This is a genomic window from Mitsuaria sp. PDC51 (assembly GCF_900113225.1).
GTDB lineage: Bacteria > Pseudomonadota > Gammaproteobacteria > Burkholderiales > Burkholderiaceae_C > Roseateles.
Map to the genome: position 1 here is coordinate 1107987 of NZ_FOZE01000002.1, position 20943 is coordinate 1128929.

Consider the following 20943-nt stretch of genomic DNA (forward strand, 5'->3'; position numbering starts at 1 on the left):
CGGGCTCCTGGTCAGCGGGCGGCTTGCGGCTTCCAGGCGCCGCTGTCGATGCCGGCGACCATCGTGTTGACGGCCTCCTTGATGGCCAGGTCCAGGACCTTGCCGTTCAGCGTCGCGTCGTAGCTGGCGGTGCCGCCGAAGCCGACGACCTCGCGCGTCGAGAGCTCGTATTCGCCAGCGCCCTGCGCCGAGTACACGACTTCCGAGGTCTGGCTGTTCACCACGTTCAGCGTGACCTTGGCGTAGGCGATCTGCTTCTTGCCGCGGCCCAGCACGCCGAACAGCTGCTGGTCGCCGACTTCCTTGCGGCCGAATTCGGTGACCGAGCCCGTCACCAGGTAGTCCGCGCCCTTGATCGTCAGCGCGCTGTTCTTGAACTTGGCTTCCTGCTGCGCCTCTTCGAGGTTGTCGCGGTCCAGCACGCTGAAGCGGTTGGTCTGCTGCAGGTGGGCGATCAGGATCGACTTGGACTGGTTGCCCAGGCGGTCGATGGCGTCGGCGAACATGCCGCGCATGAAGCTCGAGCGGTTCTCGAACTTGCCCACCGCGATCGGGGCACGCTGACCCTGGTACTGGACCGGGGCGGGCGCCGCGCGCGGGACTTCAATGGTGCGGGATTGCTCGGTCGCGCAGCCGAACAGGGCCGTCAGGGCGAGCGCCAGGGTGGCGCGGCGCGCCAGGACGTTGAATGACATGGGAACTCCCTCAAAAACGACACCGGCGGGACGCCGGTGCTTGCTCCGGTCGAAGCCGGATGTTCGAAGTGTGCGATACCGAACCGAGTGGTTGGGGGAACGCCGAAAAGAACATCGGCAGGAGTGCGAGTTTTTCGCAGTCCTGCCGATGCAGTGTGGTGTCCTCGCCGCACCGGCGTCCCGGCGCGCGAGGAGATGGGGGGCTCAGCGCTTGGCGCGGAACTTGCGCAGCGCGGCGATCTGCGCGGCCATGGCCGCGAATTCGCTTTGCGCCTTGGCGAAGTCGATGTCGCTCTTGGCGTTCTTCATCGCTTCCTCTGCGGCCTTCTTCGCGGCCTCGGCGCGGGCCTCGTCGAGGTCCTTGCCGCGGATCGCGGTGTCGGCCAGCACGGTCACGACGTCCGGCTGCACTTCCAGCAGGCCGCCGGCAACGAAGACGAACTCTTCATCGCCATTGGGACGCTGGATACGCACCGCGCCCGGCTTGATGCGGGTGATCAGCGGGGTGTGCTTGGGCAGGATGCCCAGCTCGCCGCCTTCGCCCGGCAGCGCCACGAATTTCGCCTCGCCCGAGAAGATCTGCTCTTCCGCCGAGACCACGTTCACGTGGAGGGTTGCCATTGCGTTTCCTTGATCGAGAAGTGAGAAGTCCGTTCGGAGTTCAATGGCGCGCCGCTCGCACGGCACGCCATCGAAGGCTCTTTACTGGATCTTCTTCGCTTTCTCGAAAGCTTCGTCGATGGTGCCGACCATGTAGAACGCTTGTTCCGGCAGGTGGTCGCACTCGCCGTTGACGATCATCTTGAAGCCGCGGATGGTTTCCTTCAGCGGGACGTACTTGCCGGGCGAGCCGGTGAACACTTCCGCGACGTGGAACGGCTGCGACAGGAAACGCTGGATCTTGCGGGCACGGGCCACGGCCAGCTTGTCTTCCGGCGACAGCTCGTCCATGCCCAGGATCGCGATGATGTCGCGCAGTTCCTTGTAGCGCTGCAGCACCGACTGCACCGAGCGCGTCGTGTTGTAGTGCTCTTCGCCGATGACGTTCGGGTCGATCTGACGCGAGGTCGAGTCCAGCGGGTCCACGGCCGGGTAGATGCCCAGCGAGGCGATGTCACGCGACAGCACCACGGTGGCGTCCAAGTGGGCGAAGGTCGTCGCCGGCGACGGGTCGGTCAGGTCGTCCGCGGGGACGTACACGGCCTGGATCGAGGTGATCGAGCCGACCTTGGTCGACGTGATCCGCTCCTGCAGGCGGCCCATTTCCTCGGCCAGCGTCGGCTGGTAGCCCACCGCGGACGGCATGCGGCCCAGCAGCGCGGACACTTCGGTACCGGCCAGCGTGTAGCGGTAGATGTTGTCCACGAAGAACAGCACGTCACGGCCTTCGTCGCGGAAGGACTCGGCCATCGTCAGGCCGGTCAGCGCCACGCGCAGACGGTTGCCCGGGGGCTCGTTCATCTGGCCGTAGACCATCGCGACCTTGGACGCGCTCAGGTCGTCCTGGTTCACGACGCCCGCGTCGGACATCTCGTGATAGAAGTCGTTGCCCTCACGGGTACGCTCGCCGACACCCGCGAACACCGACAGACCCGAGTGAGCCTTGGCGATGTTGTTGATCAGCTCCATCATGTTCACGGTCTTGCCGACGCCGGCGCCACCGAACAGACCCACCTTGCCGCCCTTGGCGAACGGGCAGATCAGGTCAATCACCTTGATGCCGGTTTCCAGCAGTTCCTGCGACGGGCTCAGCTCGTCATAGGCCGGGGCCTTGCGGTGGATCGAGGCGACCTGGTCGCGGGCCACGTCGCCGCGCTCGTCGATCGGGTTGCCCAGCACGTCCATGATGCGACCCAGGGTCGCCTGGCCCACCGGCACCTGGATGGTGTCGCCGGTGTTGTAGACCTCGGTGCCGCGGCGCAGGCCGTCGGACGAACCCAGCGCGATGGTGCGGACCACGCCGTCGCCCAACTGCTGCTGCACTTCCAGCGTCAGGGCCGAGCCTTCCATCTTCAGGGCGTCGAACACCTTCGGCATCTGGTCGCGCGGGAATTCCACGTCGACCACGGCGCCGATGCACTGAACGATCTTGCCCACCGATTGAGTGTTAGCCATTTTTTCGTTCCTTCAATTCCAAATCTGTTGCCTGCGATCGATCGCCGGGATCAACCGCTGATGGCGGCCGCGCCGCTGACGATTTCCGACAGTTCCTTGGTGATCGCGGCCTGGCGGGTCTTGTTGTAGACCAGCTTCAGCTCACCGATCAGCGTGCCGGCGTTGTCGGTCGCGGCCTTCATGGCCACCATGCGCGCCGATTGCTCGGACGCCATGTTCTCCGCCACGGCCTGATAGACCAGGGCTTCGGTGTAGCGCACCAGCAGTTCGTTGATCACCGTCGGGGCATCGGGCTCGTACAGGTAGTCCCATGCGTGACCCGCGGCATCCGTCTCCAGCGACTCGGCCGTCAGCGGCAGCAGTTGCTGCACCACCGGCTCCTGCTTCATCGTGTTGACGAAGCGCGTGTAGCAGAGATAGACCGCCGACAGCCTGCCTTCCGCGTAAGCGTCCAGCAGCGTCTTGACCGGGCCGACCAGCTTCTCGAGCTGGGGGCTGTCGCCGAGTTGCGTCGCATGCGCGACGACCTTGGCGCCGATCCGGTTCATGAAACCCAGACCCTTGTTGCCGATCGCGACCACTTCCGCCTTCTGACCCGCCTGCTCGATTTCCTTGAGCTTGCTGGTCGTCGCGCGAAGCAGGTTAGTGTTCAGACCACCGCACAGGCCCTTGTCGGTCGTGACCACCACGAAACCGGCCGTCTTGGCGTCGGCATGCGACACCATGAACGGATGGCGGTACTCGGGGTTGGCCTTGGACAGGTTGGCGGCGATGTTGCCGACCTTCTCCGCGTACGGACGGGCCGCGCGCATCCGATCCTGCGCCTTGCGCATCTTCGAAGCGGCGACCATCTCCATGGCCTTGGTGATCTTCTTGGTGTTCTCGACCGACTTGATCTTGCCGCGAATTTCCTTGCCTGCTGCCATGATTTCTCCTGTGAGGGCCGGGTCTTGCCTGACTTCAGCGAGACCCGGTCATGGTTGCTTTAGGCGAAGGACTTCTTGAACGACGTGATCGCGGCGTTCAGTTCGGCTTCGGCGTCCTTGTCCATGGCCTTGTCGCTTTCCAGCTTGGTCAGCAGGGCGGCGTGCGAGGTCTTCAGGAACTGGTGCAGGCCGTGCTCGAAGGCCAGGACCTTCTTGACCTCGATGTCGTCCATGAAGCCCTTGTTGGCCGCGTACAGCGACGCGCCCATCAGGCTGATCGACAGCGGGCTGTACTGCGCCTGCTTCAGCAGTTCCGTCACGCGGGCACCGCGGTCCAGCTGCTTGCGGGTCGCGGCGTCCAGGTCCGAAGCGAACTGCGCGAACGCGGCCAGCTCACGGTACTGGGCCAAGTCGGTACGGATACCGCCGGACAGCGACTTGATCAGCTTGGTCTGGGCAGCGCCACCGACGCGCGACACCGAGATACCGGCGTTGATCGCGGGACGGATGCCGGCGTTGAACAGGTTGGTTTCCAGGAAGATCTGGCCGTCGGTGATCGAGATCACGTTCGTCGGAACGAAGGCGGACACGTCGCCGGCTTGCGTCTCGATGATCGGCAGCGCGGTCAGCGAGCCGGTCTTGCCCTTGACTTCACCCTTGGTGAAGGCTTCGACGTACTCGGCGTTGACGCGGGCGGCGCGCTCCAGCAGGCGGCTGTGGAGATAGAACACGTCGCCGGGGAAGGCTTCGCGGCCCGGCGGGCGGCGCAGCAGCAGCGAGACCTGGCGGTAGGCGACGGCCTGCTTGGACAGGTCGTCGTACACGATCAGCGCGTCCTGGCCGCGGTCGCGGAAGTACTCGCCCATCGTGCAGCCGGAGTAGGCCGACACGTACTGCATCGCGGCGGATTCAGAGGCGGAGGCGGCGACGACGATGGTGTATTCCATCGCGCCGGCGGCTTCCAGCGCGCGCACGACGTTCTTGATCGACGAAGCCTTCTGGCCGATCGCGACGTACACGCAGGTCATGTTCTGACCCTTCTGGTTGATGATCGCGTCGATCGCCACGGCGGTCTTGCCGGTCTGGCGGTCGCCGATGATCAGCTCGCGCTGGCCACGGCCGACGGGCACCATCGAGTCGATCGACTTCAGGCCGGTCTGCACCGGCTGGTCGACGGACTTGCGGGCGATCACGCCCGGGGCGACCTTCTCGATGACGTCGGTCATCTTGGCGTTGATCGGGCCCTTGCCGTCGATCGGCTGACCCAGCGCGTTCACGACGCGGCCGATCAGCTCGGGGCCGACCGGCACTTCCAGGATGCGGCCGGTGCACTTGACGGTGTCGCCTTCGACGATGTGCTCGTAGGCGCCCAGGATCACGGCGCCGACGGAGTCGCGCTCCAGGTTCAGCGCCAGACCGAAGGTCTGCGAGCCATCGGCGGCGGCCGGGAATTCCAGCATTTCGCCTTGCATCACGTCGGACAGGCCGTGCACGCGCACGATGCCGTCGGACACGGACACCACGGTGCCCTGGTTGCGCACGTCGGTGGACGCGCCAAGGCCTTCGATGCGGCTCTTGATCAGTTCGGAAATTTCAGCGGGATTCAGTTGCATTGCTTGCTCCCAACGGCATCCCGCCGAAGCGGGACACCAGGGTGAATCGGGGGGATCTTTGGCAGTCGGGCTGGGACCGGAGGCTTGCGCCTCAGGCCGTCAGCGCCACTTTCATGCGTTCCAGGCGGGCCTTGACCGAGGTGTCCAGCACCTCGTCGCCGACCACCACACGGATACCGCCGATCAGGCCAGGCTCCAGCTCGACGCGGGCTTGCAGCTTGCGACCGAAGCGCTTCTCCAGCGACGCGACCACGTCGGCCAGTTGGGCCGGCTCGATCGGGTAGGCGCTGAAGATCTGCGCATCGGACACGCCGGAAGCGGCGTTGGCCAGTTCGTGGAACTGCTGGACCATCGCCGGCAGCGCCGACAGGCGGCCGTTGGCGATCACCTCGCGCAGGAAGTTCTGCACGCCGGGCAGCAGCGTCTGCTTGCTGGCCGCCGACATGACCTGGAACACCTGGTCGGTGCCCACCTTCGGGTCTTCGGCGAACTGGCGCAGCTGGCTGTCGCCGGCGACGAGCGCCAGCGCGGCCAACTGCTCGTTCCAGGCCTTCAGGTCCTGCGAGGACGCGACCTGGAACAGCGCTTCGGCGTAGGGACGGGCAATGGTTGCGAGTTCAGCCATGATTACAGCTCCGTCTTGAGACGGTTCAGCAATTCGGCGTGCACGCTGGCATTGACCTCGCGCTGCAGGATCTGCTCGGCGCCCTTGACGGCCAGCGCGGCGACCTGCTCGCGCAGGGCCTCACGGACACGCACCGACTGCTGCTCGGCCTCGGCCTTCGCAGCGGCGATGATCTTGGCGCCTTCGTCCTCCGCGCGCTTCTTCGCTTCGTCCACGATGGCGGCGCCGCGCTTCTCGGCGTCGGACAGCAGCTTCGTGGTTTCGTTGCGGGTCTGCGCCAGTTGCTCGTCGACCTTCTTGTTGGCGTTGGCCAGCTCGGCCTTCGCCTGGTCAGCAGCCGCCAGGCCAGTGCGGATTCGCTCCGCGCGCTCGTCCAGCGCCTTCACGATCGGCGGCCAGATGAACCGCATCGTGACGAACACCAGGATGGCGAACGGAATCCACTGAATGAAAAGGCTAGCGTTGATATTCACGGCACGATCCTTTCAGTCGTGAAAGGGACGGGCCTATCAGCGAGCGATGGTGGACAGGAAGGTGGCGGCGAACGGGTTGGCGAACGCGAACAGCAGCGCGATGGCGACACCGATCAGGAAGGCCGCGTCGATCAGGCCGGCCAGAATGAACATCTTGGTTTGCAGTTCGTTCATCAGCTCGGGTTGACGAGCCGAGGACTCCAGGAACTTGCCGCCCATCAGCGCGATGCCGATGGAAGCGCCGATCGCGCCCAGACCAACGATGATGCCGCAAGCCAGAGCGACCAGACCGAGGATGTTTTCCATGTTTTGCTCCTGAGAGAGTTAGATAAAAAGGAAAGGGAAAGGGAATCGGGAAATCGAAGTAGCCGTGTCCAGCCGGATCAGTGCGCGTCGTGCGCCTGGCCCAGGTAGATCAGCGTCAGCATCATGAAGATGAAGGCCTGCAGCGTGATCACAAGGATGTGGAACAGCGTCCAGACCGTGCCGGCGAGCACATGGCCGATGGCCAGGCCGATGCCGGTGCCGGTCAGGGCCCAGCCGCCGCCCATCAGGGCGATCAGCATGAACACGAGCTCGCCGGCGAACATGTTGCCGAACAGCCGCATGCCATGAGACACCGTCTTGGCGATGAACTCGATGACCTGCATGGCGAAGTTGAAGGGCCACAGCACCGGGTGCGCGCCGAAGGGCGCGGAGATCAGTTCATGGCCCCAGCCGCCCACGCCCTTGATCTTCAAGCTGTAGAAGAACACCAGCAGCAGCACGAACGTGGACATGCTCAGCGTGGTCGACAGGTCGGCGGTCGGCACGACGCGCTGATAGGCGTGGTGCGCGTCGTGGGCGACGTAGTTGGTGAACAGCGTGGGCAGCCAGTCCACCGGCAGCATGTCCATGAAGTTCATGAAGAAGATCCACACGAACACGGTCAAGGCGACCGGGCCGATGACCTTGCGGCTCTTCTCGTTGTGGATGACGGCCTTGGCCTGGTTGTCCACCATTTCGACCAGGATCTCGACGGCGGCCTGGAAGCGACCCGGCACGCCGGCATGCGCCTTGCGTGCGGCGCGCCACAGCAGGAACACGGCGAGCAGGCCCAGCACGGTCGAATAAATGAGCGAATCGAAGTTGAAGACGCTGAAGTCGACGATGTCGACCTGCTTGACGTCCTCGAACTGGAAGTTCTTCTGCCAATGCTGCAAATGGTGGGTGATGTATTCACCCGAGGTCGGCGCGTGCCCTTCTGCTGCCATGGTTGCTTTCCGTCTCTATTTTCTGATTCGACCCCGCCGAAGCAGGGCCAGCCAATTTGCCTTCAGGGTCACGACGAGGGTCGAGAGCAACGCTGCCCAACTCAACGACGGGAAACCCGCGGCGACCGCCACCAGGATGGCGACCGCCAGAATGATCTTCACCAGCTCCCAGACCGCGAACGTGAGCATCGGAGTGCCCGCGTCCCTCGCCGATCGCCGCGTCATGCCCCACGCCATCAGGGCGTTCGGCAGGACGACCGAGGCGGCACCGAACAGCGCCGACCAGGTTTTGTCGGCTTGCAGGGACAGCAGACCCCACAGCGCGACCATGACCGCTCCCGCCGCCGCCTGCCAGATCAACAAGGACCAGACCGACATTGCCGGAAGCCGGGCCCGCAAGTCCTGCGCTTGTTCTCGCGTCAGGGGCTTGAAAGCCGGTTCGCCGTCCGCATCTCCTTCGATTCCATCGTCCCAGGGATCCTGGCTGGCGGCGCCTCGGTCCTTCGCCTGATGGGGCGGAGTGGTCCGGAGCGGCTCGGCGGGCGGCGCAGTGGATGCGCGCGCTGGATCGGGATTCACGGCTTCAAGGGGCGAGCGGCAAAACCACGGGATTATAGGGGGTCTGACCTTACAGACCCTTAACAGGCTGCGGCGGCGGCCCATCGGCGCCGACTTGACAGGCCGTGCGAAGCCCGCATAGCCGGGCGCGCGCCGTGTTCATCGAGGCTGGCGGGGTGTCCGCCACGACGGGGCGCGAGGTGCGCACGCAACACCTGCCCCTTTGCCGCCACTCGGGATTGCCCTCGACCCGATCGGCGCAGGCCGCGCCGTCATGGCGCCACGGCGCCACCGCACCCTCGGTCGACCTCAGCCCGGCCAGCGCGCGAATTGCACCGGCAAGCCCGCCACCGGCACCCGCATCTTGAGCACGCACCCTGCCCAGGGCTGGGCGGCGAGTTCCGCCTCGCTGCGCTTTTCCCGTGCAGTGGTGACGAAGATGGTGCGCAGGTCCGCACCACCGAAGGTCGGCATCGTGGCGCAGCGCACCGGCAACTCGACCCGCGTCAGCAGCTCGCCCGACGGCGACAGGCGCAGCAGCTGCTGACCTTCCATCATCGCGACCCAATAACCGCCCTCGACGTCGACCGCCGCGCCATCGGGCCGGCCGCCATAGGTCTCGAGCGGCTGGTCGGCGCCGCGCGGCGCGAATCGCGCGAACACCTCGCGCTCGCCAGGCGTGCCGCTGGCGGCGTCGAAGGCCATGCGGTAGATCTCGTGCGCCTTGGTGTCGGCCCAGTACATCGAGCGGCCGTCCGGGCTCCAGCCCAGGCCGTTGGAGGTGGTGATGCCGTCCTTCATCGGGACGAAGACGCCCTCGCGCAGGCAATAGAGCGCCGACTCGGGTTGGCGCGCGTCATCGATCGTGCCGACCCACAGGCGCCCTTGCGCATCGGCCTTGCCGTCGTTGAAGCGCCGCTTCGAGGCGTCGTACGGCGGGTCGAGCAGCTTCAGGTACTCGCCGGTGGCGGGATCGAAGCGCCACAGCCCGTTGCGCTGCGGGATCAGCAGGCCGCCGCCCACCAGCGGCACCACACAGCCCGGCTCGTCGTTGAGCGCCCAGCGGGTCGGCGTCGCCGCGCCGCTGTCGAGCCGGAACAACGCCTTGCCCGGGATGTCGACGTAATAGAGACATTGCTCTAGCGGATGCCAGAACGGCGATTCGCCGAGCAGCGCCGGCGTCAGCGACGCAGGCTCGAGGCGGAAGAACTCGTCCGTGGACGTCGTGGGGTCGGCATGAGGCTGCGAGGTCATGGCGCGATGCTATGCCGGTAACCCGGCGAAACCGGAAACCGCGCGGCCGACGGGGTGGGCGCCTCGATCAGGCCAGGTCGACCTTCAGGTAGTGCGCGCCGGCGATCGGATTGAAGTAGTACGGCGGAATCTCTTCGAAGCCGAGGCTCTCGTACAGGTCGCGCGCGGCCTCCATGTCGTCGAGCGTGTCCAGCAGCATGTTGGAGTAGCCGGCGCTCGTGGCGCGATCGATCAGCGCCTGCGCCATCGTGCGGCCCAGGCCGAAACGACGGAACGCGGGGCGGATGAAGAGCCGCTTCATCTCGCAGGCGTTGGCGTAGTCCGAGTCCATGAGCGGCCGGAAACCGCCACAGCCGGCGACCTGTCCGTCCACCAGCGCGAGCAGCAGCGTGCCTTGGGGCGCGTCGTATTCCCCGGGGAGCGAGGCCAGTTCTTCCTCGAAGCCCTGGAAGCAGAGGTCCACGTCCAGGCTCTGCGCGTATTCGCGCAGGATCGCGCGCGCTTCTTCCCACAACGCAGGCGAATCGGGGCAGATCAGTCGTATGTCAGGGGTATCCACAGCGGGCGAGTGTAGCGAGGCCGCTCCCGCGTTCAAGCGCTCGGATTGGAGAGCGACGTCGAGGACGACGGCGCTCAGGGGCCCGCGGCCGGGCCGTGCAAGGCGAATCCCGGGCGCGCCAGCAGGTGCTCGTACCAGGCGTTGACCGCCGGCAGGCTCGCATGCGCGATGGGCGCGGCGCGCCAGCGGTGCGCGGACAAGCCGAGCACCACGTCCGCCAGGGTGAAGGTCGCCCCCAGCACGTAGGGCCCGCCCGAGCGATCGAGCTGCCCGTCGAGCATCGTCATGTGCCGGTTCCAATGGGCGATGCCGGCTTCGATCTGCGCCGGGTCCTGATGCAGCGGGCTCTTGCGCACCAGGGCCATGAAGGCGAAACGCCAGCTGTTGTTCAGCTCGCCGCCCTGCCAGTCCATCCACATCTCGACCAGCGCGCGACGCCGCGGCTCGTCGGGCAGCAGGTCCTCGCGGCCCTCGCGACGGGCGAGGTAGCGGCAGATGCTGTTGCTTTCCCACATCGAGAACGGCGTGCCGGCGTCAGCGCCCGGACCCGCCTGCGCATCGATGAGCACCGGCATCATCGCGTTGGGATTGAGCACGCGGAAAGCATCGGCCTTGACGTCGACGTCCTCGCGCACCAGGTCCAGGCCGAGTTCGACGCCGGTCCACAGCACCTTGCGCACGTTGATGGACGCCGCGCGTCCGAGCACGCGCAGCGCGCTCATGCCGAAGGCGCCGCGGCGGCGTCAGTGGCGAAGCCGAGCACCACGCGACGGGTCTTCGCCGACTTCTTCTCGATCTTGGTGACGACGACCGCGCCGATCTCGGCCGTGTTGGCCACGTGCGTGCCGCCGCAGGGCTGCAGGTCGACGCCGTCGATCTTGAGCACGCGCACCCGGCCCGAGCCGCGCGGCGGCTGGACGCTCATGCTGCGGACCAGTCCGGGATTCGCGTCGAGTTCCTCATCGCTGATCCAGCTGTGGCTGACCGGGCGCGCCTCGGCCACCAGCCGGGCGATGCCGGCCGTCAGCGCGTCCTTGTCGAGCGCGTCGGTCATGTGGAAGTCCAAGCGCGCATAGCCCGCCGTGATCGAGCAGCCATCGACCGGATGCGGCACCAGCGCGCACAGCAAGTGGGTCGCGGTGTGGAAGCGCATGTGGGCGTGGCGGCGCTGCCAGTCGATGCGGGCCGTCACCGGCGTGCCGACCGCCAGGCCGGCGAGGTCCTGATCCGGCGCGGGCAGGTGCAGGATCTCGCCGTCCTCGCCCTTGCGGGTGTCGGCGATCACCAGCTCGCGTCCGCCGGGCAGCGTCAGCGTGCCGGCGTCGCCGGCCTGGCCGCCACCCTGCGGATAGAACACCGTGCGGTCGAGCAGCAGGCCGCGCTCGTCGGCGCGCAGCAGCGTCGCCTCGCACTCGCGCAACTGCGCGTCCTCACGGAACAGGTCCTGGGTGCCCATCAGGCCGGCACGTCGTCGAGATCACCCGACTGCGTCGGCGCGACGGACAAGGTGCCTTCGATCGCCTCCAGCTCGACCGTGCCCTTGGGCGTCGAGAGCTCGGCCCGCAGGCCGTCGCGGGCTTCGAAGCTCAGCAACTGGACGCCGCTTTCGGGCAGCTTGTCGGTGGGATGGGCGTCGCCCTGCCACTCGATCGGCACCGGCAGGCCTTCCTTGCGCAGCCGGCGGCCGTCCTCGCGCAGCGCGATGCGCCAGCGCAGGTCGCCGCGTCCGGCCTCGACGGCCTCGCCCGCATCGATGCCCTCGCCGGACCAGGTCGCCAGCGTCGCATCCAGGCTGGACACGCGCGCCACCCAGTGCAGCAGCGCCGGGCCCTCCTGCGCCAGGCGCTCGCGCACGGCGGGCTGGTCCAGGTCGAACCAGCGGGGCCGGCCGGGATCCGGCGCCTCGGGATCGATGGCGATGATTTCCAGATAGCAGCGGGGATACGCTGGCGGCGCGCTGATGTTGAGCAGCAGGTTGTGCGTGCCCATCAGCGCATGGCGCCCGCCGGGTTGCGGCGTGACCCCGAGGACACGTTCACACCAGGCGCGCCCCTCCTCCAGGGTGTTCGCGGCGACAACGAGATGATCGACTTCCATGCTCATGGCTTCACAACCTCACCTGACCGTGGATCAACGGCGTGACATCGCCGCCAATCCAGCAATGCGCGCCTTCGCGTGCCACATGGATCCGGCCGGCGCGCCCGAGGGCGGCGCCCTGGGCGGCCACATAGCGATCGGGCGCCAGACCGGCGCCCTGCAGCCATAGTGCCAGACCCGCGTTCAGGCTGCCCGTGACCGGGTCTTCCGGAACGCCGAGCCCGGGCACGAAGGCCCGGACCTCGAATTGCTGTGGCGAACCCGCAGGATAAGCGCCCACGACGCCCAGCTTCAGGCCGTCCATCGCGACGAAGTCCGGCTGCAGCGCGAGCACCGCCTCGGCCGAGCGCAGCCGCGCCGCCATCCACTGCGGGCCGTTGTCGACCCACACCAGGTCCAGCAGCTCGGCGGCCTCCAGGCGCAGCGCGCGCAGCGCCTGCTCGCGCAGGGCCGGCTCGACCGGCCCCTCGCGCTTGAGCGGCGGCGCCGCGAAGGCGAGCCGGCCGCCGTCGCGCCGGATGCGCACCAGCCCGATCTCGCACTGCTGGACGACCTCGCCGGGCTGCTTCGGATCACCGCCGCTGGCCAGCCAGGCGTGGGCCGAGCCCAGCGTCGGATGGCCGGCGAACGGCAGCTCGCCGCCCGGCGTGAAGATGCGGACGCGATAGTCTGCGCCCGGATCCGTCGGCGGCAGCAGGAAGGTGGTCTCGGACAGGTTGGTCCAGCGGGCGAAGGCGGCCATGGTGGCCTCGTCCAGGCCCGCGCCGTCGACGACGACGGCCAGCGGGTTGCCCTTCAGCGCCTCGGCGGTGAAGACGTCGACCTGGACAAAACGGCGGAGTTCGGACATGAAGACCCTCGATCGAGAACGGTGAAGTCGGCCCGCCCCGCCTGACGTGCGAGTGACAGGCGGCATCGGGTGCCAGAAACAGGGGACATCGCCCCCGCGCCGGCCTCAGGGGGCGGCGCGGTAGACGTCGGGACGGAGCCGCTCCATGCCGCGGTCCGGCGCCGCCAGCGGCTGGAATCCGTGGCGCGCATACAGCGCGTGCGCGTCCTTGGTGAACAGCGAGAAGCGTCGCAGCCCCTGCAGCGCCGGGTGCGCGACGACCCGCGCGATCAGCCAGTCCCCCAGCCCCCGCCCCTGCCAGTCCTCGAGCACGAAGACGTCGCAGAGGTAGGCGAAGGTGGCGCGGTCGGTGACCACGCGGGCGTAACCCACCACCGCGCCGGACGGCCCGCGCAGCAGCAGGTTCAGCGAGCCCGCCATCGCTCGGCGCATCGTGTCGCGCGGGATGCCGGCCGCCCAGTAGGTGCGGCCGATGAAGCCGTGGATCACGTCCAGGTCGGCCTCGGTCCAGTGCTCGTCGAGCACCGGCTCGAAGGGCAGCGGCGGGCGCGCGTCGCTCATGGCGTGGTTTCGGCGGTCGTCAGCGCGAGCGCCTCGTGCAGCATGCGGCCGAGCTTGTCGACGCCTTCGGCGATCAGGTCCGGCGTCAGCGTCACGAAGGACAGGCGCAGCGTGCGCGGATCGGGCTGGTGCGCGTAGAACGCGGCACCCGGCACGTAGGCGATGCCGGCATCGACGGCGCGCGGCAGCAGCGTCATCGCGTCCAGGCCCTCGGGCAGGCGGATCCAGAAGAACATGCCGCCCTCGGGCACCTGCCACTCGCAGCCCGGGGGCAGGCACTCGGCCAGCGCCTTGGCCATCGCGTCGCGATTGGCCTTGTAGCGGGCGCGGATCTTGGGCACGTGCTCGTCCAGGAAGCCGCCCTTGATCACCTCGTGCACCACGCGCTGGTTGAAGCCCGGCGTGTGCAGGTCGGCGGCCTGCTTGGCCTGCAGCAGCTTGGGATAGATCTCGCTGGGCGCGACGATGTAGCCCAGGCGGAAACCCGGCGTCAGCACCTTGGAGAACGAGCCCAGGTAGATGCTGCCCTCGGGCCACAGCGAGCTCAGCGAGGCCGGCGGCGGCTGGTCGAACCAGAGGTCGCCGTAGGGGTTGTCCTCGACGATGGGCACGCCGGCCTTGCGCGCGGCCGCGACGACGGCCTCGCGGCGCTGGGCGCTCATCACGCGGCCGGTCGGGTTCTGGTAGTTCGGCAGCAGGTAGGCGAAGCGCGTGCCCGGCGCGTCGTGCGGCAGCGCCTCGATGGCCGAAGGCAGCGGGCCTTCATCGTCGCTGGCCAGGCTGGCGAAGATCGGCTCGTAGGGCGTGAAGGCCTGCAGCGCGCCGAGGTAGGTCGGGGTCTCGACGGCCACCGGCGCGCCGGCGTCGCACAGCAGCTTGCCCACCAGATCCAGTCCCTGCTGCGAGCCGCTGGTGATCAGCACCTGGTCCGGCGAGGCCTGAATGCCCAGCGTCGCGACCTTGGCCGCGACCCACTCGCGCAGCGGCGCGAAGCCCTCGCTGGCGGCGTACTGCAGCGCCTCCTTGGCGTTGTGGGTCAGCACCCGGTCGCAGGCGGTCTTGATGGCCTCGACCGGGAAGGTGTCCGCGCTGGGCAGGCCGCCCGCCATCGACAGCACGCCAGGCTTCTCGGTGACCTTCAGGATCTCTCGGATGATGGACGGGTTCATGCGCGCGGCGCGGCGGGCTTGCGTCCAGGGACTGCGGTTCATGGGGGTTGTCTCCGGTTGAGCGGGCCAGTCTAAGGGGTCGACCAGCACAGAACCAATACACTGAGCCATACCACCGCATCATCTGTATTGGCATGGACACCAGCACAGCCAACGCCGGCATGAGCGCCAGCTCCAGCGTGAATGTCGCGCCGGTCACCCTCTCCCGCAACGCCAGCCAGCCGCTCGCGCAGCAGCTGGCGCAGCGCTTCGCGGCGCGCATCCAGCAGCGGCTGCTGCTGCCGGGCGCGCGGCTGCCGTCGGTGCGGGACTGCGCGCGGCACCACGGCGTCAGCCCGTACACCGTGGTCGCGGCCTACGACCAGCTGCTGGCCCAGGGCCTGCTCGAGGCGCGCAAGAAGCGAGGGTTTTTCGTTCGCGAAACCCGCACGCCGCCGCGCGCGCCGCTGGCGATCGAGCCCGCGCCGGCGCCGCTGCCGCCGCCGGTCGACGCCAGCGCGCTGATCCGCGGCATGTTCCAGGCCGATGCGCGGCGCTCGCCGGGCCTGGGCACCCTGCCGGCGGAGTGGCTGGACCTGGGCCTGCTGCAGTCGACGCTGCGCCGGCTCGCGGCCAATGCGGACGACGCGCTGCTGTCGGGCTACGGCGAGCCGCTCGGCGACGAGCGCCTGCGCCGCGCGCTGTCGCGGCGGCTGCTGGACATCGCGATCCAGGCGGCGCCGGACCAGATCATGAGCACCGTCGGCGCGACCCACGGGCTGGACCTGATCACCCGCGCCTTCCTCGAGCCCGGCGACGCGGTGCTGGTCGACGACCCGGGCTGGGCGATCGAATACGCGCGGCTGTCGCAGGCCGGCATGCGGCTGCTGCCGGTGCCGCGCGGCGCGCAGGGGCCCGACATCGGCGTGATGCGCCGGCTGATCGAGGAACACCGGCCGCGGATGTACGTCACGGTGTCGGTGCTGCACAACCCGACCGGCGCGACGCTGGACCTCGCGCACGCGCACCAGGTGCTGCAGCTGGCGCACGAGCATGACCTGCTGATCGTCGAGGACGACACCTACGCGCTGTTCGCGCCCAACCACGCGCCGCGCCTGGCGGCGCTGGACCAACTGCGCCGCACGATCTACGTCTCGGGTTTCTCGAAGATGCTGTCGCCGGCGTGGCGGGTCGGCTTCGTCGCGGCCAGCGCGGACCGCATGGCGCGGCTCACCGAGCTCAAGCTGCTGGCCTCGCTCACCACCAGCCCGCTGATGGACCGCGCGGTGGCGCTGTGCCTGGAGCAGGGCCTGCTGCGCAAGCATGCGGAACGGATCGCCTCGCGCCTGGCCACGGCCCGCCAGCGCTGCGTGCGGCTGGCCGAGGACGCGGGCTGCCGCTTCGCCGCGACGCCGGCCGGCCTGTTCGGCTGGGTCGACGTGGGCGTGGACACCGAGCGGCTCGCGCCCGCGATGATGGACCAGGGCTGGCTGATCGCGCCCGGCATCCTCTTCAGCCCGACCCGTACGCCGGGCACGCTGATGCGCATCAACTTCGCGACCTCGCAGGACCCGAAGTTCTGGCACGCCTTGGAGCGCGCCCGCGAGGCGCTCCGGCGCTGAGCCGCGATCGGCCGCCGATGACGCCACGACGGATGGCCCGCGATGACGCGCCCCGAGGCGACGCGACGCGCGCCGTCAGCGGCGCTCGGGCGGCGGCACGTTGTCCTCGCGGACCGGCGCGTACGGGCCGATGATCCGGTAGCTCTGCTGCAGGCGGCAGACCACCTCGACCGGCGTGCTCCACCAGGTGGCCGGCCGCACGCGCCAGTCCTTCATCGCCAGGTTGTTGTGGTTGATGAACGCGCGGGCCGGGCCCTCGGCGGCGGTCAGCGGCGTGACCCGTCCCTGCGCGTCGACGCGGAACTCGACGACCACGTCGCCGCTGTACGCGTTCATGTGCTGCGTGGCCGGATACATGGTCTTGCTGCCGAACTCGAGGTAGGGCGGGACGTCGTAGTTGCCCTTGCAGCCGGCGAGCGGGCCGGGCTGCAGCACGTTCTCCTCGTCGTAGGCGCGGCCGAACGGATTGAGCGGCTGCGAGGCGCAGGCCGCGAGCAGCGCGGACAGGAGCAACGCGGCGGCGCGCGCCGCTGATCCGGAGCGATCGATCATCTGGGGCCTCCCTGGCCGTGTTCCCTGTCGCGCGAGGCTCGCCCGACGCGGTGTGTCCTTGTCGGGCCGGATGCTAGCGGCGGCGCCTAAGATCCGCGCTCATGACCATCCCTAGCCCCTCCTCCCCCACCGACCTGGGCGCCGCGCTCGCCCAGGCCTGGTCCGACGACACGCTGCTGGACGACACCGCCTGGTCGCTCCCCGACGAGGCCGCCGCCTACGCGGCGCAGGCCGAGCTCGCGCAGCGGCTCGACTGGCTGGCGCCGGGACGCGTTCAGTTCTGGAAGTGTGGCGGCTCGTCGCGCGATGGCGCGCTGGGCAGGTCGCCGCTGCCGCCCCTGCGCGCCCGCGAGGTGCGCGGCCTGCGCAACGGCGGCGACTTCGGTGACCTGTCCCTGATCGGCGCGGAGGCCGAGATCGCATTGCGCCTCGGGCGCGACGTCACGCCCGAGATGGCCGCTGCGCTGGTGCCCGGCCAGGCCGAGCACCTGATCGATGCGATGTGCGTCGCCGTCGAATGGCTGGGTTCGCGCTGGCAGCGCGGCCTGGGCGCCGACAACCTGCTGCGCCTGGCCGATGCGCAGACGCATGGCGCGCTGGCGCTGGGCCCGTGGCAGGCGTGGAAGCCGGGTCACGACTGGGCGAACCAGTCTTGCGAGCTGATCGTCGGCGACCAGGCGCCGATGGCGGGTACCGGCGGCCATGGCCTGAACGATCCCGCCTGGGTCGTGGCCGGATGGCTTCAAGCGGCGACGCGCACTGGCCTGACCGTGCCGGCGGGCAGTGTCGTCACGACGGGCTCCTGGCGCGTTGCCACGAAGCTGTCGAAGGGGGTGACGGTGACGGCGCGCTACGCCGGTCTCGGCGACCTCACGGTCAAGTCCTGACGCACCCCTCGGTCGCAAATCCGCCGCACGCGGTGATGTCTCGGGGCGCGGACAGGGCTTGGGGGTCCAGGAGGGAGCCCCCATGCCCTGGCAGTGCCGAGCTCGGTGCTGGCGGTCCGGGCACCTTGCTCCGTACCAGCACTCCGGGCGCCACGCTCGGTGCTGACAGTCCGGGCGCCGAGTTCGTTGCCACCAGTCAGGGCGCCACGCCCGGTGCTGGCAGTCCGGCCGCCTCCCTCACTTCGCCTCGAGCGCCTCCCACCGCTCCATCAGCGCCAGCAGCTCATCGTCGATCTCCGCCGCCCGGTTGGTGACTTCGGTGATCTTGGCGGCCCCTTGCTGGTAGAGCTCGGTGCTGTTGAGCAGCGCCTGCAGGTGCTTCTGCTCGGTTTCCAGCGCGCCGATCCGGGCGGGGATTTCGTCGAGCTCGCGCTGCTCCTTGTAGCTGAGCTTGCGCTTGGTCGCGACGACGGGCGCCGGTGCGGGCGCGGGCGCGGGCGCGGGCGCCGGAGCCGGCGCCGCGGCCGGCGCCTGGCGCGCCTTGATCTCCGCCGCGCGCTGCGACTGCTGCAGCCAGTCCTCGACGTCGCCTTCGTACTCGCGCCACTTGCCGGCGCCTTCGCTGACGATGGTCGAGGTCACGACGTTGTCCAGGAAGCGCCGGTCGTGGCTGACCAGGAATACGGTGCCGTCGTACTCGGCGAGCAGTTCCTCGAGCAGTTCCAGGGTCTCGATGTCCAGGTCGTTGGTCGGCTCGTCCAGCACCAGCACGTTGGCCGGCCGCGCGAACAGCCGCGCCAGCAGCAGCCGGTTGCGCTCCCCGCCGGACAGGCTGGAGACCGGCGAGTCCGCGCGCGCCGGCGAGAACAGGAAGTCGCCCAGGTAGCTCTTGACGTGCTTGCGCTGGTTGCCGATCTCGATCCACTCGCTGCCCGGGCTGATGGTGTCGGCCAGCGTGGCGTTGAGGTTGAGCGCGTCGCGCATCTGGTCGAAGTAGGCGACCGTCATCTTCGTGCCCAGGCGCACGGTGCCGCTGTCGGGCGGCAGCTCGCCCAGGATCATCTTCAGCAGCGTGGTCTTGCCCGCGCCGTTGGGACCGATCAGGCCGACCTTGTCGCCGCGCAGGATCGTGCCGGTGAAGCCGTCGACGATCAGGCGGTCGCCGAAGCGCTTGGAGACGTTTTCCAGCTCCGCGACGATCTTGCCGCTGGACTCGCCGGTGGCCACGTCCAGCCGCACCTTGCCCTGCACGTCGCGACGGGCGTGGCGCTCGGCGCGCATCTCATGCAGGCGCTGCACGCGCGCGACGCTGCGGGTGCGGCGGGCCTCGACGCCCTTGCGGATCCAGACCTCCTCCTGCGCCAGCAGCTTGTCGAAGCGCGCGTTGGCCAGCGCCTCGTTCTCCAGCTCATAGGCCTTGGCGGCCTGGAAGGCGGCGAAGTTGCCGGGGTAGCCGCGCAGCTGACCGCGGTCGAGCTCGACGATGCGGTTGGCGACATTGTCCAGGAAGGCGCGATCGTGGGTGATCAGCAGCAGCGAGCCCTTGAAGCCATTGAGCAGCTCCTCCAGCCAGCGGATCGCGTCCAGGTCCAGGTGGTTGGTGGGCTCGTCCAGCAGCAGCACGTCGGGCTGCGCCACCAGCGCGCGGGCCAGCGCGACCCGCTTCTTCAGACCGCCCGACAGCTCGCCGACCCGGCGTTCGCCGTCCAGGCCCAGGCGGTGCAGCGTCTCGTCGACGCGCTGTTCCCAGTTCCAGGCGCCGATCTGCTCGATGCGCTCCTGGACCCAGCCGAGGTCGTCGTTCTCGTCATGCGCCTCGTAGCGGGCGCGCAGCGCCTTGGCCTCGGCCACGCCTTCGCTGACGACGTCGAAGATGGTGGCTTCGGGGCGCAGTTCGGGTTCCTGCGGCACGTAGACGCTGGTCAGGCCCTTCTCGAGCTGCAGCAGACCGTCGTCGAGCTTCTCGAGGCCGGCGAGGACCTTCAGCATCGAGGACTTGCCGGTGCCGTTGCGGCCGATCAGGCCGACGCGGTCGCCGGTTTCGAGGGAGAAATTCGCGCCGTCGAGCAGCGGCACATGGCCGAAGGCGAGGTGGGCGTTGGAGAGGGAAAGGACAGCCATCGGGGGATTGTCCTCGATGGGCGGGGACGCCCCCTCACCCCGGCCCTCTCCCCCTCCCGGGGGCGAGGGAGTCCCGCCCGGGCGCTGCGGCGGTCAGACCCAGACGCGGTAGGCCCAGAAGGCTTCCTCCTCGGCGACGCGGCGGCGCAGTTCCTCGGGGCTGAAACCGCTCAGGCGCCGGGTCTCGCGGCACAGGTGCGCCTGGTCGGCGTAGCCGTGGTCCTGGGCCAGGGCGCTCCAGATCACGGCGTCGTCGTCCTCGTCGCGCCGGCGCACCTCGTGGAAGGCGGCCTCGGCGCGGCTGACCAGCCGCAGCGCGCGCAGGCTCTGGCCGCTCCACTGCTTGATGCGACGCTCGGCCTGGCGGACGCTGCGCCCGTGCCCCGCCGCGATCGCGCGCAGGGCCAGGCGCTGCATCCAGCCGGCGTAACCGCGCGGCGGCGGGTCGTCGGCAAGCACCGCCGCGCGCACCGTCCGCCAGCGCGGCAGCAGGAAGGCCTCGAGCGTGCGACGCGCCGTCGCTTCGTCGCCGGCCTCGCGCATCGCCGCGTCGAGCGCACGCCAGGCCGGATCGTCGATGACCGACAGCGGCACCATGCGGTCCTTCAGCGCGCCGATGTCCAGGCCGGTCATCGCCTGCAGCGCCTCCGGCCGGATCGCGACCATGAAGGCCCGGCCGTCCGGCGTCGACTGGAAACGACGGGGCCCGCTGCGCGGTCCGCCGAGCACGCCGGCCGGCAGCCAGTCGCCAGGCTCGCCGCCGAGGCCCAGCTCACGCACGCGGCCGCTGAGCGTCCAGCTCAGGCCGCACAACGGCGTGGCGGGGAACCAGCTCTGGCACTGCGCCTCGGTGAGCGCGGGCGCCGATGGGCCAGCCACCTCTCCGGCGAGGTCGCGCCAGAGGTAGGCGTACACGCAGCCTTCCAGGGCGCGCGAAGGGATGCGCAGGCGGGCGATGGTGCCGGGGTGGAGGGAAGCGTCCATGGCGCCGCAGTCTAGAGGCGTCGCGCCCGCGGCGACGAGGCTCACTCGAA

The 20943-nt window shown here is 69.0% G+C and carries 23 protein-coding genes; 2 read left to right on the forward strand and 21 right to left on the reverse strand.

All coding sequences use genetic code 11. The annotated features are described in order from the left end of the window. Positions 1-11: 11 nt before the first annotated feature. From BM393_RS16255 to BM393_RS16340, 18 genes are all read right to left on the reverse strand, one after another. Positions 12-695 (reverse strand): CsgG/HfaB family protein, encoded by a 684-nt coding sequence (locus BM393_RS16255; RefSeq protein ID WP_091728385.1) that lies wholly within the window; start codon positions 693-695, stop codon positions 12-14. Positions 696-899: 204 nt separating this feature from the next. Next, entirely contained in the window at positions 900-1316 is a 417-nt protein-coding gene (locus BM393_RS16260) for a F0F1 ATP synthase subunit epsilon (protein WP_091728389.1), read from the reverse strand. A gap of 81 nt (positions 1317-1397) precedes the next feature. Continuing rightward, positions 1398-2810, reverse strand: coding sequence for a F0F1 ATP synthase subunit beta (gene atpD / locus BM393_RS16265; RefSeq protein ID WP_091728394.1), 1413 nt, complete (start codon positions 2808-2810; stop codon positions 1398-1400). Positions 2811-2860: 50 nt separating this feature from the next. After that, positions 2861-3736: a F0F1 ATP synthase subunit gamma gene (atpG, locus tag BM393_RS16270; protein WP_091728397.1), complete on the reverse strand. Its 876-nt coding sequence runs from the start codon at positions 3734-3736 to the stop codon at positions 2861-2863. 59 nt (positions 3737-3795) lie between these two features. Next, the gene (atpA, locus tag BM393_RS16275; RefSeq protein ID WP_091728401.1) at positions 3796-5349 is read right to left on the reverse strand and encodes a F0F1 ATP synthase subunit alpha; all 1554 of its coding nucleotides are present in this window, start codon (positions 5347-5349) and stop codon (positions 3796-3798) included. A 91-nt stretch (positions 5350-5440) separates the two neighbouring features. Then, entirely contained in the window at positions 5441-5974 is a 534-nt protein-coding gene (locus BM393_RS16280; protein ID WP_091728405.1) for a F0F1 ATP synthase subunit delta, read from the reverse strand. A gap of 2 nt (positions 5975-5976) precedes the next feature. Continuing rightward, positions 5977-6447 (reverse strand): F0F1 ATP synthase subunit B, encoded by a 471-nt coding sequence (locus tag BM393_RS16285; RefSeq protein ID WP_091728408.1) that lies wholly within the window; start codon positions 6445-6447, stop codon positions 5977-5979. A 36-nt stretch (positions 6448-6483) separates the two neighbouring features. Continuing rightward, positions 6484-6753: a F0F1 ATP synthase subunit C gene (atpE, locus tag BM393_RS16290; RefSeq protein WP_091728411.1), complete on the reverse strand. Its 270-nt coding sequence runs from the start codon at positions 6751-6753 to the stop codon at positions 6484-6486. A gap of 77 nt (positions 6754-6830) precedes the next feature. Then, the gene (gene atpB / locus BM393_RS16295) at positions 6831-7700 is read right to left on the reverse strand and encodes a F0F1 ATP synthase subunit A (RefSeq protein WP_091728416.1); all 870 of its coding nucleotides are present in this window, start codon (positions 7698-7700) and stop codon (positions 6831-6833) included. Between the two features lie 15 nt (positions 7701-7715). Further along, on the reverse strand, positions 7716-8279 hold the full coding sequence (locus tag BM393_RS26200) for an ATP synthase subunit I (RefSeq protein ID WP_254783475.1): 564 nt from the start codon (positions 8277-8279) through the stop codon (positions 7716-7718). A 288-nt stretch (positions 8280-8567) separates the two neighbouring features. Then, positions 8568-9512 (reverse strand): SMP-30/gluconolactonase/LRE family protein, encoded by a 945-nt coding sequence (locus BM393_RS16305; protein ID WP_091728423.1) that lies wholly within the window; start codon positions 9510-9512, stop codon positions 8568-8570. Between the two features lie 67 nt (positions 9513-9579). Beyond that, positions 9580-10071, reverse strand: a complete 492-nt coding sequence (locus BM393_RS16310; RefSeq protein WP_091728426.1) for a GNAT family N-acetyltransferase — start codon at positions 10069-10071, stop codon at positions 9580-9582. Between the two features lie 74 nt (positions 10072-10145). Beyond that, positions 10146-10793, reverse strand: coding sequence for a glutathione S-transferase C-terminal domain-containing protein (locus BM393_RS16315; RefSeq protein WP_091728431.1), 648 nt, complete (start codon positions 10791-10793; stop codon positions 10146-10148). Next, positions 10790-11527 (reverse strand): alanyl-tRNA editing protein, encoded by a 738-nt coding sequence (locus BM393_RS16320; RefSeq protein WP_091728434.1) that lies wholly within the window; start codon positions 11525-11527, stop codon positions 10790-10792. Before BM393_RS16320 ends, BM393_RS16315 begins: the two co-directional genes overlap by 4 nt. Beyond that, positions 11527-12168, reverse strand: a complete 642-nt coding sequence (locus BM393_RS16325) for a VOC family protein (protein WP_254783476.1) — start codon at positions 12166-12168, stop codon at positions 11527-11529. The genes BM393_RS16320 and BM393_RS16325 overlap by 1 nt, the downstream gene beginning before the upstream one ends. A gap of 10 nt (positions 12169-12178) precedes the next feature. Then, a complete protein-coding gene (locus BM393_RS16330; RefSeq protein WP_091728443.1) occupies positions 12179-13018 on the reverse strand; it encodes a PhzF family phenazine biosynthesis protein in 840 nt (279 codons plus the stop codon). A 105-nt stretch (positions 13019-13123) separates the two neighbouring features. Next, complete coding sequence (locus tag BM393_RS16335; protein ID WP_091728449.1) at positions 13124-13579, reverse strand: GNAT family N-acetyltransferase; 456 nt, start codon at positions 13577-13579, stop codon at positions 13124-13126. Further along, complete coding sequence (locus BM393_RS16340; RefSeq protein ID WP_091728453.1) at positions 13576-14790, reverse strand: PLP-dependent aminotransferase family protein; 1215 nt, start codon at positions 14788-14790, stop codon at positions 13576-13578. Before BM393_RS16340 ends, BM393_RS16335 begins: the two co-directional genes overlap by 4 nt. A 119-nt stretch (positions 14791-14909) precedes the next feature. On the opposite strand from BM393_RS16340, the gene BM393_RS16345 reads away from it, so the two are divergent. Then, complete coding sequence (locus tag BM393_RS16345; RefSeq protein WP_091731695.1) at positions 14910-16349, forward strand: PLP-dependent aminotransferase family protein; 1440 nt, start codon at positions 14910-14912, stop codon at positions 16347-16349. Between the two features lie 75 nt (positions 16350-16424). On the opposite strand, the gene BM393_RS16350 is transcribed toward BM393_RS16345, so the two are convergent. Further along, positions 16425-16901 carry an energy transducer TonB gene (locus BM393_RS16350; RefSeq protein WP_091728458.1) on the reverse strand — a complete coding sequence of 159 codons (477 nt, stop codon included), beginning with the start codon at positions 16899-16901 and terminating at the stop codon, positions 16425-16427. A gap of 101 nt (positions 16902-17002) precedes the next feature. Between BM393_RS16350 and BM393_RS16355 the strand changes: the two genes are divergently transcribed. Continuing rightward, the gene (locus BM393_RS16355) at positions 17003-17788 is read left to right on the forward strand and encodes a fumarylacetoacetate hydrolase family protein (protein WP_091728462.1); all 786 of its coding nucleotides are present in this window, start codon (positions 17003-17005) and stop codon (positions 17786-17788) included. A gap of 237 nt (positions 17789-18025) precedes the next feature. Here BM393_RS16355 and BM393_RS16360 read toward each other — a convergent pair whose 3' ends face one another. Together BM393_RS16360 and BM393_RS16365 are read right to left on the reverse strand one after the other, a co-directional pair. Beyond that, a complete protein-coding gene (locus tag BM393_RS16360; protein ID WP_091728466.1) occupies positions 18026-19909 on the reverse strand; it encodes an ATP-binding cassette domain-containing protein in 1884 nt (627 codons plus the stop codon). Positions 19910-20002: 93 nt separating this feature from the next. After that, positions 20003-20893, reverse strand: coding sequence for an AraC family transcriptional regulator (locus tag BM393_RS16365; protein ID WP_091728470.1), 891 nt, complete (start codon positions 20891-20893; stop codon positions 20003-20005). Between the last annotated feature and the right edge of the window lie 50 nt (positions 20894-20943).

Excerpts from the sequence above, each read along its gene's own strand:
- BM393_RS16255 (WP_091728385.1), bottom strand. The coding sequence starts at position 695 with ATGTCATTCAACGTCCTGGCGCGCCGCGCCACCCTGGCGCTCGCCCTG.
- BM393_RS16260 (WP_091728389.1), bottom strand. The coding sequence starts at position 1,316 with ATGGCAACCCTCCACGTGAACGTGGTCTCGGCGGAAGAGCAGATCTTC.
- atpD (WP_091728394.1), bottom strand. The coding sequence starts at position 2,810 with ATGGCTAACACTCAATCGGTGGGCAAGATCGTTCAGTGCATCGGCGCC.
- atpG (WP_091728397.1), bottom strand. The coding sequence starts at position 3,736 with ATGGCAGCAGGCAAGGAAATTCGCGGCAAGATCAAGTCGGTCGAGAAC.
- atpA (WP_091728401.1), bottom strand. The coding sequence starts at position 5,349 with ATGCAACTGAATCCCGCTGAAATTTCCGAACTGATCAAGAGCCGCATC.
- BM393_RS16280 (WP_091728405.1), bottom strand. The coding sequence starts at position 5,974 with ATGGCTGAACTCGCAACCATTGCCCGTCCCTACGCCGAAGCGCTGTTC.
- atpE (WP_091728411.1), bottom strand. The coding sequence starts at position 6,753 with ATGGAAAACATCCTCGGTCTGGTCGCTCTGGCTTGCGGCATCATCGTT.
- atpB (WP_091728416.1), bottom strand. The coding sequence starts at position 7,700 with ATGGCAGCAGAAGGGCACGCGCCGACCTCGGGTGAATACATCACCCAC.
- BM393_RS16305 (WP_091728423.1), bottom strand. The coding sequence starts at position 9,512 with ATGACCTCGCAGCCTCATGCCGACCCCACGACGTCCACGGACGAGTTC.
- BM393_RS16315 (WP_091728431.1), bottom strand. The coding sequence starts at position 10,793 with ATGAGCGCGCTGCGCGTGCTCGGACGCGCGGCGTCCATCAACGTGCGC.
- BM393_RS16320 (WP_091728434.1), bottom strand. The coding sequence starts at position 11,527 with ATGGGCACCCAGGACCTGTTCCGTGAGGACGCGCAGTTGCGCGAGTGC.
- BM393_RS16325 (WP_254783476.1), bottom strand. The coding sequence starts at position 12,168 with ATGGAAGTCGATCATCTCGTTGTCGCCGCGAACACCCTGGAGGAGGGG.
- BM393_RS16330 (WP_091728443.1), bottom strand. The coding sequence starts at position 13,018 with ATGTCCGAACTCCGCCGTTTTGTCCAGGTCGACGTCTTCACCGCCGAG.
- BM393_RS16335 (WP_091728449.1), bottom strand. The coding sequence starts at position 13,579 with ATGAGCGACGCGCGCCCGCCGCTGCCCTTCGAGCCGGTGCTCGACGAG.
- BM393_RS16340 (WP_091728453.1), bottom strand. The coding sequence starts at position 14,790 with ATGAACCGCAGTCCCTGGACGCAAGCCCGCCGCGCCGCGCGCATGAAC.
- BM393_RS16345 (WP_091731695.1), top strand. The coding sequence starts at position 14,910 with ATGAGCGCCAGCTCCAGCGTGAATGTCGCGCCGGTCACCCTCTCCCGC.
- BM393_RS16350 (WP_091728458.1), bottom strand. The coding sequence starts at position 16,901 with ATGATCGATCGCTCCGGATCAGCGGCGCGCGCCGCCGCGTTGCTCCTG.
- BM393_RS16355 (WP_091728462.1), top strand. The coding sequence starts at position 17,003 with ATGACCATCCCTAGCCCCTCCTCCCCCACCGACCTGGGCGCCGCGCTC.
- BM393_RS16360 (WP_091728466.1), bottom strand. The coding sequence starts at position 19,909 with ATGGCTGTCCTTTCCCTCTCCAACGCCCACCTCGCCTTCGGCCATGTG.
- BM393_RS16365 (WP_091728470.1), bottom strand. The coding sequence starts at position 20,893 with ATGGACGCTTCCCTCCACCCCGGCACCATCGCCCGCCTGCGCATCCCT.